The 12,896-nt window shown below is 68.6% G+C and carries 9 protein-coding genes; 6 read left to right on the top strand and 3 right to left on the bottom strand.

The window, feature by feature from the left end; all coding sequences use genetic code 11:
• Positions 1-25: 25 nt before the first annotated feature.
• A complete protein-coding gene (locus VFK57_16310; GenBank protein ID HET7697278.1) occupies positions 26-3,172 on the bottom strand; it encodes a TAT-variant-translocated molybdopterin oxidoreductase in 3,147 nt (1,048 codons plus the stop codon).
• Between the two features lie 85 nt (positions 3,173-3,257).
• Complete coding sequence (locus tag VFK57_16305) at positions 3,258-3,917, bottom strand: cytochrome c3 family protein (GenBank protein ID HET7697277.1); 660 nt, start codon at positions 3,915-3,917, stop codon at positions 3,258-3,260.
• A 156-nt stretch (positions 3,918-4,073) separates the two neighbouring features.
• Here VFK57_16305 and VFK57_16300 point away from each other — a divergent pair, with 156 nt between their 5' ends.
• From VFK57_16300 to VFK57_16275, 6 genes are all read left to right on the top strand, one after another.
• Entirely contained in the window at positions 4,074-5,033 is a 960-nt protein-coding gene (locus VFK57_16300; protein ID HET7697276.1) for an ATP-binding cassette domain-containing protein, read from the top strand.
• Positions 5,030-6,325, top strand: coding sequence for an ABC transporter permease (locus VFK57_16295; GenBank protein HET7697275.1), 1,296 nt, complete (start codon positions 5,030-5,032; stop codon positions 6,323-6,325). Before VFK57_16300 ends, VFK57_16295 begins: the two co-directional genes overlap by 4 nt.
• Positions 6,325-7,275, top strand: a complete 951-nt coding sequence (gene speB / locus VFK57_16290) for an agmatinase (protein ID HET7697274.1) — start codon at positions 6,325-6,327, stop codon at positions 7,273-7,275. The genes VFK57_16295 and speB overlap by 1 nt, the downstream gene beginning before the upstream one ends.
• 45 nt (positions 7,276-7,320) lie before the next feature.
• Positions 7,321-9,174, top strand: a complete 1,854-nt coding sequence (locus VFK57_16285) for a PDZ domain-containing protein (protein ID HET7697273.1) — start codon at positions 7,321-7,323, stop codon at positions 9,172-9,174.
• Positions 9,175-9,239: 65 nt separating this feature from the next.
• Positions 9,240-10,133 (top strand): NAD(P)/FAD-dependent oxidoreductase, encoded by an 894-nt coding sequence (locus VFK57_16280; protein ID HET7697272.1) that lies wholly within the window; start codon positions 9,240-9,242, stop codon positions 10,131-10,133.
• A 90-nt stretch (positions 10,134-10,223) separates the two neighbouring features.
• Positions 10,224-11,663: a PLP-dependent aminotransferase family protein gene (locus tag VFK57_16275; GenBank protein HET7697271.1), complete on the top strand. Its 1,440-nt coding sequence runs from the start codon at positions 10,224-10,226 to the stop codon at positions 11,661-11,663.
• On the opposite strand, the gene VFK57_16270 is transcribed toward VFK57_16275, so the two are convergent.
• Positions 11,647-12,888, bottom strand: coding sequence for a metallophosphoesterase (locus tag VFK57_16270; GenBank protein HET7697270.1), 1,242 nt, complete (start codon positions 12,886-12,888; stop codon positions 11,647-11,649). The genes VFK57_16275 and VFK57_16270 overlap by 17 nt on opposite strands.
• Between the last annotated feature and the right edge of the window lie 8 nt (positions 12,889-12,896).

Here is a 12,896-nt window from a genome sequence, read left to right as displayed (position 1 = left end):
CTGCACGCTCATTGGCTGGTTCGTCTCAATCATGTGTCGTTCGTGCGGCGCCGCCGGCCGGCTCCAGTTCGGGGTTCGGGTTGCGGATCGCGGCGAGATAGGTCGTCCGCGGGCGCGTGTTGAGATCCTCGAGCAGCCCGTAATTGCGCTCGAGCTTCTTGAGTTTCGCGACCCGGCTCTCCGCGTCGTTCAGATCGCCGAAGACGATGGCATCCGCCGGACACGCGGCGGCGCAGGCCGGGACCACTTCGCCGTCCTTGATCCGCCGATCCTCGCGCTTGGCGTCGATGCGCGCGTAGTTGATGCGCTGCACGCAGTAGGTGCACTTCTCCATGACGCCGCGGCTGCGGACGGTGACGTCCGGATTGCGCAGCGGCTCCAGGCTCGACGTCTCCCAGTCCTGATACAGCAGGAAGTTGAACCGGCGCACCTTGTACGGGCAGTTGTTGGAGCAATAGCGCGTGCCGACGCAGCGGTTGTAGACCATGTCGTTCAGCCCTTCCGAGCTGTGCGTCGTGGCGCCCACCGGGCAGACCAGCTCGCAGGGCGCCGCCTCGCACTGCATGCACGGAACCGGCTGGTGGTAGGTCTTGGGATCCTCGAGATCGCCGGCGAAGTAATGGTCGACGCGGATCCAGTGCATCTCGCGGCCGCGGTTCACCTGATCCTTGCCGACGACCGGAATGTTGTTCTCGGCCTGACACGCGATCGTGCAGGTGCCGCAGCCGGTGCACGAAGTCAGATCGATCGCCATGCCCCACTTGTAGCCGTTGTATTCCCACTCGGGGATGAGCGTCATCGTGCGCGGCGGCGTGTGCCCCATGTGCGAGATGACGTCGGGCGTCTTCTGGAACTCCTGCAGCGTCGCGGCGCGGACCGGATCGCGATCTTCCATCAGGTGGTGTTCCTGGGTGCGCGCGATCGTGTAGCGATCGCCGGTCCTGGCGATCTCGAGGCCGGTGCCGAACCACGGCGCGTCCGACGTCCGCAGCCGGAACACGTCGAACTGCTGCGCGTCGTCGTCGTGCGCCTTGCCGACGCGGCCGACGATCTGCCGGCCGTAGCCGAAGAACGCGGTGACCGAGTTGTCGGGATGGCCCGGCACGATCGTGACCGGCAGCCGGCCGGTGTTGCCGCGATAGCGCAGCTCGATGATGTCGCCGTCGCGCAGGTGCTGCGATTCGGCGAGGCGCGGGCTGATCCACGCCGTGGGGTCCCAGGTGATCTTGGTGATCGGCTTGGGCAGCTCCTGCAGCCAGCCGTTGTTCGCGAAGCGGCCGTCCCAGATCGTCGGGTCCGGGCGGAAGATGATTTCGAGCCCGCCCCCTGCCGCGGCCGGCGCCGGCGGTTGGGACGGGGCTGCTGCAGGCGTTTGTCCGGCGGCGGGGGCCGCCGCTTGTCCGGCTGCCGGCGGCGCGGGATCGTTGATGGCGGCGGCCCCTGCCGCCGCGCCCGCCCCCGCGGTTCCCGCGATCCACCCATCGTGCAGCGCGTGCTTCCAGAAGCTGTCAGGGCTCTTGAACGGCTCGCCGGTGGGATCGGTGATGGTCCAGCCGCCCACCTGTCCGCCCTGCGCGCGCGACCAGTAGTCGCGCACGAGATCGTGCGCGCTCTTGCCGGCCTGTGCGGTCACGAACGTCGCGAGGACTTCGGGAACGGTCCGGCCTTCGTAGAGCGGCGCGATCAGCGGCTGCATGATCGTGACGGTGCCGTCGTAGGCGCGCGCGTCCCCCCAGCTTTCGAGCGGGTGCGCCATCGGCAGGTTCCAGTGGCAGAGCGTCGCGGTCTCGTCCACGAACATCGTGTGCGCGATCGAGAGCTGCACCTTGCCGAGCTTCTCCTGGAACTTCAGATCCGCGGGCGCGGTGAAGACGGGGTTGACGCCGATGATGACCAGCAGCGCGACCTGTCCCGCGTCCATGGCCTGCGCCAGGTCGCGGATCGAGGCGATTTGATCGCCGGCGTTCACCGCCACGGGGGGCGCGTAGGTCACCGTCGAGCCCACGTTGCCGAGCGACTGGTTCAGCGCGCGCGCGAGCTCGTGCACCGCGGGCGGCTGATACTCGCCGGCGACGACGACCGATCGGCCGCGATGGGCCTGGAGATCCTTGGCAGCGGCGGCGAGGAACTTCGCGGCGTTGCCGTTGGAGAACGATCCGCCCGATCCGCCGGACGAGAGCGCGCGAGCGGCCGCTTCGATCTCCGATGCGCGCAGCGCGAGACGATGATCCGCCTTGGCGCCGGTCAGCGTCGGCGTGCTCTCGATCGCGTACACCCGGTTCATCGGCGAGGCCGGAGCCGCCTGCGCCGCCGCATTCGCCGCCCCTTCCGCCGGAGCCGCCTCGTGTCCCGCGTCGATGCCGGCCTTCCGGCGATTCGCAAAGTCGCGCGAGTACCTGATGCTGGCCGGACCGCAGGTCAGGAAATCGGCGTCGAGCGTGACGACGACGTCGGCCTTGTCGAAGTGATACGTGGGCTCGCCGGCCGGCGCGGCGCCGTTCGTGCCGACAGGAACGCCGTCCCACTGATGCCATCGCGCCTGCGGGTAGGCTTGCCGGATCAGGGTGATCTGCTCGGCGACGGTCGGCGACGTAATCGTCTCGGTCAGGAAGCGGATGCCCGCCCCCTGCTTCGATCGCTGGTCGCCGAGCACGGTCTGCATCGCGGTCAGGAAGTCGCCCCACCCGCGAACCTCGCCTCGGAAGAGGACGGTCTTGATGCGATCCGGATCGTAGAGGTCGAGAATGGAGGCCTGCGTAAACGTGTCGGTGCCGCCGAGGCTGGCGGGATGCTGCGGGTTGCCCTCGATCTTGGTCGGATGACCCTCGTGGCTCTCGACGAGCACCGGCGCGGCCACGCCGGCGAACGGGATCGCCGTCGCGAAGAACAGCGGACGCCCCGGAACCATGTTTTCCGGCTGACGGACGAACGGAATGATGTTTTCCGCCGGCTGGCGCGTGCAGGCGCTGACGCCGGCGAGCGCCAGCGACGCGCTCATCAGTTTCAGGAACTGGCGGCGTCCCTGAGGATCGTTCCACTGGGAGGCCTGCTCCGGGAATTCGCGGTGGAGATACTCGCGGAACTGCAGCGTATCGGCGAGCTCGCCGAGGCTGCGCCAATAGAGTCGCCCCTCGGATCCGGCCAGTCGCGATCGAATTGCGGAAAAATCCATAACTAGTTAGCAGTCTGCAGCTTGCAGCCAGCAAGCGGGGACGGCGAGCCGCCGACCGTGAACGGCGAACAGCCGGTCGCCAGCCTCATCTGTGGCAAGTCGAGCAGCTCGTGAGCTGCAGGGAGTCCGCGATCTTGTATTCCTTCACCAGGCGTTCGCCGAGTCCGGGGTCGTCGGCGGGGCGCTGATAGGCCATGTTGAAGACCTGATCGCGCGGGCGGACGAACTTCGCGGGATTGCGGTGGCAGTCCAGGCACCAGCTCATCTGGAGGCTGTTCTCCTGGTACATCAGGGGCATACGGTCGACGGGACCGTGGCACGTGGCGCAGCCGACCCCTTTCGCGACGTGAATGCTGTGGTTGAAGTACACGAAGTCGGGAAGATCGTGGACGCGCTGCCACTGCAGCGGGCGGTTCTCACGGAAACTGGCCCGCACGGGCTCGAGGATCGGGGCGTTGGTCCAGATCTGCGAGTGGCAGTTCATGCAGGTCTTGGTGGGAGGGATGTTGGCGAAGGCCGACTCCTCCACGGTCGTATGGCAGTAGCGGCAATCGATGCCCATCGAGCCGACGTGATGCGCATGACTGAACTGGACCGGCTGGTCCTTGATGACCCCCTGGCCCGTCGTGTATCCCGACCACGACATCGTCACGACCACCCAGCCGATGAACCCCACGAAGATGAGGCCGGCCGCGATGCTGAACTTGGACCAGAGGTTTGTGCTGCGATGGAAAATCTGACTCATCGTCTGGACTGCTGCCGACCGTCAAAGCCCACAACTATATCGAAGTGCGCGCGTTTTGCGTACGCGAACGGTGTGCGGCCGGCGATAATAATGTGAAATCTTTCACAAGCTGTCAAACCCCACACCGGGCGCGCCTGGGCCTAGAATGTGCGCACCGTGACCGACGCCATCCGCCTGACCGACGTCACCAAGCGGTTCAACGGCCTCACCGCCGTCGACCGGCTGACGCTCACCGTGCCGCGCGGCTCGATCTACGGCTTCATCGGACCGAACGGATCCGGCAAGACCACGACCCTGCGGATGATCATGAACATCCTGCTGCCCGACGAGGGGCACATCGACGTGCTCGACTCGTCCGGCGGCGGTCCCGCCCCGGACGCCAGGCGCCCCGGGCGCCGGCCCAAGGCCGTCGCCGCGCGCGACCGCGTCAGCTACCTGCCGGAGGAGCGCGGTCTCTATAAGAAGATGACCGTCCGGCGGCTGCTGCGCTATTACGGTCAGCTCAAAGGGCGCAGCGTCGCCGACCTGGATCCGCAGATCGCCGACTGGATGTCCCGCATGGGCATGCAGGGGTGGGACGACAAGAAGATCGAGTCGCTCTCGAAGGGCATGTCGCAGAAGGTGCAGTTCGTCGCCGCCGTGGTCTCGCAGCCGGAGCTGCTGATCCTCGACGAGCCGTTCTCCGGCCTCGATCCGGTCAACGCCGAAACCCTGAAGGACGCGGTGCTCGAGATGCGCCGCCGCGGGGCGACGGTGGTGTTCAGCACGCACGACATGGCGACCGCGGAGAAGATGTGCGATCGCATCTTCATGATCTTCCGCGGCAGGAAGGTTCTCGACGGCACGCTCCACGACATCCAGGCGCAGTACGGCTTCGACACCGTGCGGCTGCGGACCAGCGCGGGCGCCGTCGCGCTGAGCGGCATTCCCGGGGTGGACGCGGTCAACGACTACGGCCAGCTGCAGGAGGTGCGGCTGTCGTGCGACGCGCAGCGGTTCCTGCAGCAGCTCGCGCAGCGCACGCCGGTGCACCACTTCGAGATCACCCGCCCCTCGCTGCACGACATCTTCGTCCGCATCGCGCGTCCCGCCGCGGGGGAGGACGCGTCCGTATGAGCGCCAAGACGCTGATCGTCGCGCTCTCCGAGTTCACGACGCTGACCCGCTCGAAGGCGTTCCTGGTCGGCATCCTGCTGATGCCCGTCTTCATGGCGATTGCGCTCGGCGTGCAGAAGTTCACCCGCAACGCGACCGACATCCGGGATCGCCGCTTCGTCATCATCGATCGCACCGGCGTGCTGTATCCGGCGGTGGCGGCCGCGGCGGAGGAGTGGAACCGCGGCGCCGCCGCCACCGGCGTCCAGACCGCGCCGCGCTTCCTGCCGGCCCCCGAGATGTTCGGCGAGCAGGACGAGCACGCGCGCGCCGCGCTGTCCGATCGGGTGCGGAAGGACGACATCTACGCGTTCGTCGAGATCCCCGCCGATGCGCTCGATCCGGCAGCCACCGGCACCATCCGCTATCACTCGAACCATCCCTCGTATCGCACGCTCCCGAGCTGGATCGGCAACGTCGTCAACCGCGAGATCATGAACCAGCGCTTCCGCCAGGCGGCGATCGACCGCGCGCTGGTGGCGCGGCTGACGAGGCGCACCGATCTCGAGGAGCTGGGGCTGCTGCAGCGCGACGCCAGCGGTCAGATTCGCGCCGCCGTGGCGGTCGACAAGGTCCGCACCATGGCGATTCCCGTCGGCATGATGATGATCCTGCTGTTCTCGGTGATGTCGGGCGCGCCGCAGCTGCTCAACAGCGTCATCGAAGAGAAGATGAGCCGGATCAGCGAAGTGCTGATCGGATCGGTCACGCCGTTCGAGCTGATGATGGGCAAGCTGATCGGCAGCGTCGCCGTCTCGGTCCTGCTCGCGACCGTCTACATCGCCGGCGGCGCCGGCGTCGCCAACTACATGGGATACGGCGACGCGCTGCGGGTGAGCGACGTCGGCTGGCTGATGCTCTTCCTCGTCATGGCGTCGTTCATGTTCGGATCGATCTTCATCACCATCGGCGCCGCGTGCTCCGACCTCAAGGACGCGCAGGGGATGATGACGCCGGCGATGCTCATCATGATGCTGCCGTGGATGACGTGGTTCGCGATCCTGAACGCGCCCGACAGCTCGATGTCGATGGGCCTGTCGCTGTTCCCGACCGCCGCGCCGTTCCTGATGCTGCTGCGGATCATGATTCCGCCCGGTCCGCCGGTGTGGCAGATCGTCCTCGCCGTCGCCATCTCCGCGGTCACGACCGTCGCCGCCGTGTACGCGGCGGGCAAGATCTTCCGCACCGGGCTGTTGATGCAGGGCAAGGCGGCGACGTTCGGCGAAATGTGGAAGTGGGTCCGGGAAAGCTAGTGAAGTCCAGGCAGCTCGATTCGGGTACGAGCCCGCGCTTCGCGCAGCCGGCGACGTTCATGCGGCTGCCGCACCAGACCGATCTCGCGGGGGTCGACGTCGCGATCCTCGGCGTGCCCTTCGACAGCGGCACCTCGTACCGGTCCGGCGCCCGGCTGGGACCCCGCGAGATCCGGTCACAGTCGTCGCTGATCCGGCCGTACTCCTATTTCCAGAGGGTCTCGCCCTTCGCCGAGCTGACCATCGTCGACGCCGGGGACGTGGACGCGCCGCCGGTCGGCATCGAAGCCGCCTACACGGCGATCGAGGCCGGCGTCTCGCGCGTGCTGGAGGCGGGAGCCATCCCGCTCGTCGTCGGCGGCGATCACTCGATCTCGCTCCCGTGCCTTCGCGCCGCGGCGAAGCGGCACGGACCCCTCGCGCTCGTGCAGTTCGACGCGCACATCGACACGTGGGGGGATTACTTCGGCGGCAAGTACTTCCATGGCTCGCCGTTCCGCCGCGCGATCGAGGAGCGGATCATCGATCCCGCCACCTACGTGCAGGTCGGCATCCGCGGCCCGATGTACGGCGACGACGAGGATTTCGCGTTCCAGCGGGGCAGCAGCGTGACGACCATCGACATCCGCATGCTGAAGAGCGGCGGCGTCGCGGCGACGATGGCGAGGGTCAAGGAGATCGTCGGCAGCCGGCCGCTGTACGTCACGTTCGACATCGATTGCGTGGATCCGGCGTACGCGCCGGGCACCGGCACGCCGGAGGTCGGCGGCGTCTCCAGTTACGAGGCGCAGGAACTGGTGCGCGCGCTGGCCGGCAGCAACCTCGTCGCCTGCGACGTCGTGGAAGTGGCGCCGGTGTTCGACGGGCCGGGCCAGATTACGTCGCTGCTCGCGGCCAACATCATGTTCGAGCTGTTGTGCGTGATCGCGCTCGGCCGAGGTCACGCGTGATCCGTCACTGAGCCCCGCCCCGTTCGGGCATCTTCGGAGAAGCCGATGCGTTCGACCGTCCTCGCCCTCGCCATCCTGCTCGGCACGCCGCTGTCTGCCCGGCAGCAGGCCGGCGCCGCCGCCGTCGTCTACCGGGTCTCGTTCCCCGAAGCGGAGCATCACGTGGCCGCCGTGGAAGTCACGTTCCCGAACGTTCCCGGCGCGACCCTCCAGGCGCGTATGAGCCGATCGTCGCCCGGGCGCTACGCCGTCCACGAGTTCGCCAAGAACGTCTTCGACGTGCGCGCGTTCGACGGCAAGGGGAAAGAGCTGACCCTCGCCCGGCCGAACCCGTATCAGTGGGACGTCGCCGGACACGACGGCACGGTGCGGATCACCTACCGCATCTTCGGCAATCTCGTCGACGGCACCTACCTCGGCATCGACACGACGCACGCGCACATGAACCTGCCGGCGACGCTGATGTGGGCGCGGCAGATGGATGCACGCCCGGCGCGCGTCACCTTCGCGCCGCCGCCCGGCTCGAACTGGCGCCCGGCGACGCAGCTGTTTCCGACCTCGGATCCGTGGACCTTCACCGCGCCGAACCTGCAGTACCTGTTCGACAGCCCGACCGAGCTGAGCGCGCACACCGTCCGCGAGTTCACGGTCGCCAATCCCGACGGCAAGACGTTCGCGATTCGCGCGGCCATCCATACCGAGAGCGCCGAGCGGGACATCGACGAGTACGCCGCCGGCGTCGAGAAGATCGTGCGCGAGGCGGTGACCGTGTTCGGCGAGTATCCGGAGTTCGACACCGGGTCGTACACGTTCCTGGCCGATTACCTGCCGGGCAACGGCGGCGACGGCATGGAGCACCGGAACAGCACCGTCGTGAGCGGGCGGGGCAGCGTGCGCAGCGGGCTGGGCACGGCGTCGCACGAGTTCTTTCACGCCTGGAACGTCGAGCGAATCCGTCCGCAGGGGCTGGAGCCGTTCAACTACGAGGAAGCGAACCTCACCGACCTGTTGTGGGTGGCCGAAGGATTCACGCAGTACTACGGCTCGCTCATCATGGGGCGGGCCGGGCTGGCGGACGTCAGGCGCACCGTCGCCGGCATGGGCAGCCTCGCCGGCGCCGTCATCAACGGCCCGGGGCGGCGGTTCCGCTCGCCGGTGGAGATGAGCCACATGGCGCCGTTCACCGACGCCGCGCGTTCCGTCGATCCGACGAACTTCGGCATCACGTTCATCTCGTATTACACCTACGGCGGCGCCGTCGCGCTCGGTCTCGATCTCTCGCTGCGCGACAGGACGAACGGCAGGGTCACGCTCGACGACTTCATGCGGGCGATGTGGAAGGCGCACGGCAAGCCCGGGGGTCCGCAGCCCGGTCTCGTCGCCAGGCCCTACACCCTCGCCGATCTCCGCGACCGCCTCGCGGAGGTGTCCGGCGACCGCGCGTTCGCCGAAGACTTCTACCGCCGCTACATGGTCGGGCGCGAGGTCGTCGATTACGCGCGCCTGATGCAGCGCGCCGGCGTGGTGCTGCGCAAGCGCAATGCCGGGCGCGGCTGGGCGGGCGACCTGCGCGCGGGGGACGCACCGAATCGTCTCGGCAACCTGCAGGCGCCGGGCACGCCCGCGTACGAAGCAGGGCTCGAGCAGAACGACACCATCGTCGAAGCGGACGGTCAGGCAGTCGCGTCGATCCAGCAGCTCACCGAGGCGATTGCCGCGAAGAAGCCCGGCGACCGGATCGTCATCGGCTTCAAGCGCGGCAGCACCAGCGGAACCGCGAACGTCGCACTCCGCGAGGATCCGGATCTCGAAGCCGTGCTCCTCGAAGACGCCGGCGGCACCCCGAGCGCCGACCAGAAGACCTTCCGCGACCGCTGGCTCGGATCCCAGCGCCGCTGACGCTGCGCCCGGCACCCGCCGCCGCGCCCGACCGCGGCGGCGCCCGACTCATGTCAGCATGAGACATGTACGACGTCATCATCGTCGGCGCCGGCCCCGCCGGCCTCAGCGCCGCGCTCATTCTGGGACGCAGCCGCCGCCGCGTCCTGGTGTGCGACACCGGGCGCCCGCGCAACGCCGCGTCGCGCGCGATGCACGGCTTCCTCACGCGCGACGGCATGCCCCCCGCCGAGTTCCTGACGATCGCGCGCGAGCAGATGCGCCGCTACGAGACCGTCGAGCTGCGCGACGCGGAAGTCACCCGCGCCGAGTGCAACGAGGGTCTCTTCCACGTCACGCTGCAGGACGGCGTGCGCCTCGCCGCGCGCAAGCTGCTGATCGCCACCGGCGTCGTCGACAACCTGCCGGCGATCCCCGGCTTCCGAGAGCTGTACGGGCTCGGCGTCTTTCATTGTCCCTACTGTGACGGCTGGGAAGTGCGCGATCAGCCGCTGGCGGTGTACGGCCGCGGCGCGCGCGGCCTCGGGCTGTCGCTGGAGCTGACGGGATGGTCGCGCGACATCGTGCTCTGCACCGATGGTCCGGCGGAGCTCGATGCCGACGCGATCGCGCGGCTGACGCGCAACGGCATCACCGTCCGCGACGAGCGCATCGCGCGCCTCGAAGGGACCGGCGCGGTCGAGCGGATCGTGTTCGAGAGCGGCGACGCGCTGCCGCGCCGTGCGGTGTTCTTCACGACCGGACAGACGCAGCAGTCGGAGCTGGCCCGCGCGCTCGGTTGCGAGATCAACGAAAAAGGCACCGTCCGCACGGGCAAGTACGAAGCGACGCATCTCACCGGTTTGTACGTGGCCGGCGACGCGTCGCGGGCGGTGCAGTGGGTCGTCGTCGCCGCCGCGGAAGGGGCGGAGGCGGCCTTTGCCATCAACACCGACCTCCTGAAAGAGGACCTTTCCTGATTGGACTGCCCGCCCCCGGCGCCAAGGGCGGATTGGACTTCCCAATTGGCCCGCTTTCGGAGGATAGTGGCGGTCCAAGAGGTCTTCCCGATGCTGTCCATAGAACGCGAGTTCGTCCGCACCGAACGGCCGCTGTACGGCCATCTCGTCTCGCTGCTCGAGTCCGCCATCGCCCGCGGCGAGCTGCCCTCCGGGGCGCGCGTGCCGCCCGAGCGCGCGCTCGCGCAGCGGCTGAAGATCAGCCGCACGACGGTGGTCAGCGCCTACCGCGAGCTCGAATCGCGCGGCCTGCTGCGCGGCTACGTCGGCCGCGGCACCTTCGTGTGCGCCGCGCCCGAGCCCGAGGGCACGCCGTTCGCCTGGCGCGGGAAGATCGCCGCCGCGGCGCTGCGCTCGAGCGATTCGACGCTGCGTGACGTCGTCCGCCACTCCGCCGACGCGCGGCTCCTGTCGCTCGCCGCCGGCGAGCCCGCGATCGATCATTTTCCGAACGAGGCGTTCCTCGAGGCGGTCAATCACGCGCTCTCGACGGACGCCGACGGCGTCTGGGGGCACGGCGCGACCGAAGGACAACTGCCGCTGCGCACCGCGATCGCCGACCGCTACCGCGTCCCGCGCGAGAGCGTGCTGATCCTGTCGGGCGCGCAGCAGGGGCTCGACCTGCTCGCGCGCTGCCTGATCGATCCCGGCGACGCCGTGATCCTCGATCGTCCGGGGTATCTCGGCGCGATCCAGTCGTTCCGCGCCGCCGGCGCGAAACTGATTGGCTGGGACATCGTCCGCGGCGACAGCGACGAGCTCGAGGATCTGCTCGTCCGCTATCGCCCGAAGCTGATTTACACCAACCCGACGTTCCACAATCCCACCGGCGCGACGATGACGATCCGGCTGCGCCGCGAGCTGCTCTCGCTGGCGCAGCGCTACCGGGTGCCGATCGTCGAGGACGCGACGTATCGCGATCTCTATTTCAACGAGGCGCCGCCGCCGTCGCTGCGCGAGCTGGACGATCACAACCTGGTGATTTATCTGAACAGCTTCTCGAAGGTGATGGCGCCCGGGCTCCGTCTCGGCTGGATCGCCGCGGCGCCGTCCATCGTGGAGCAGATCGCCATCATCAAGCAGCGCCTCGATCCGCACACGCCCAATCTGGTGCAGCTCGCCGTCGCGCGGCTGATGCAGCGCGGCGCGTTCGACGCGCACCTGCGCAGCCTGCGGACGGAGCACGCGAGGCGCTGCACGCAGATGATCGCCGCGATCCAGCGCCACATCCCGGCCGGCGCGATCCGCTTTGCGCGCCCCAACGGCGGCCTGTATCTGTGGTGCCGTCTGGCCGCGGGCCTCAACGCCACGGCGCTGCACGACCGCGCCTTGTCCGCCGGCGTCACGTTCGTGCCGGGGCCGGCCTTCTACCCGGATCCGGCCGGCGGCTCCGATCTCCGGCTCTGCTTCACCAGCGTGCTGCCCGCGACCGCGGAGGAAGGGATCCGACGGCTGGCGCGCTGCATCGGCGACGTCAGGATGACCGCCTGACGTCGCTCAACGACAGCTTCGAGACGCCGCCGGGATACGGCGCGTAGGGCGCCGGTCCGGTGCCGACCACTTCGAGGAGCAGCTTGTCGCCGTCCACCTGAATGACGACGAAGTGGTGCGGATTCTCGGCCGGCGTCATGCCCGGCTTCATCAGGTGCTCGACCTTCACGTTCGCCGCCGCCCCCGCGGCCAGGTAGGCGCGCAGATCCTGCTCGCCGTAATACGTCGTAATCGGCGCCCCGCCGCCTCCGGTGACGATGACGTCCATGCGGTGGGTGACGCCCTGGTCGTCGTAGCGCTCGACGAAATGATCGTACTGATGCTCGTGCCCGGTGATGAGCAGCCGCACGTGATGCCTGCGGAACAGCGGCATGTACAGATTTCGAATCGCGAGGGTCTGCGCCTCCGGACGATCCGCCGCCTTGCGTCCCGTGCCCGGCACCGGGTCGGCCGAGGCGCCGCTGTGCGGTCCGGATGAAAACGGCGGATGGTGAAAGAACACGGCGATGTGCGGGAAGCGGCCGCGATCGAGGTGTTCGAGCTGGCTGGTGACCCACGACAGCTGCACCGGATCGGCCGGGATGTTCGAATCGATCGCAAGAACGAACATGTTCCCGTAGCCGAACGCGTAGGTCGGGTAGCCGTTCAGACGGCGCGGCGATCCCTCGGCGGGAATCAGCTTCGACATCGCCGTGAGCGTGTTGTGCAGCCCGACGGCGCGCAGCGGATCGCCGGGCGCGGACGCCGACGTGGTGTCGTGGTTGCCGACCGAGAAGAAATACGGCACGTTCGCCCCTGCGGTCAGGCGCTCGATGATCGGCGTGAAGCCGATGTTGAAGCGCGATCCTTCGACGCCGCGCAACACCGCGTCCCCTGACTGCAGGACGAAGCGGACCGGCGCCGGCGTCGACGACAGTTCCTTCACCTTCGCCAGCATCGCGTCCATGACGACGGCATGCGCCGCGTTGGGCGCCTGCCCGTCGTCGGGCGCCGTCGCGGTCGGGCCGCCCGAGCGCGTATCGCCGTAGGCGACGAACGAGAACCGCGTGACCTGCGCCGTCGCCGCCTCGGGGGGCAGCGGCGTCCGCGGCGGCGCAATCGGCTTCACGTCGACCCAGGCGGGAATCACCGGCGCTGCCGGTTGCTGCGCCGCCGCAATCGCGCATGCCGCCACGACCACGCCCGCATGGACGAGCCCGCCCGCCGTACGCCTGTGCTCGATCATGGGCGGAT

This window comes from Vicinamibacterales bacterium (genome assembly GCA_035699745.1).
Taxonomy (GTDB): Bacteria; Acidobacteriota; Vicinamibacteria; order Vicinamibacterales; family 2-12-FULL-66-21; genus JAICSD01.
The sequence above is the reverse complement of the archived record's forward strand: the minus strand, read 5'-3'. Positions and strand labels throughout refer to the sequence as shown.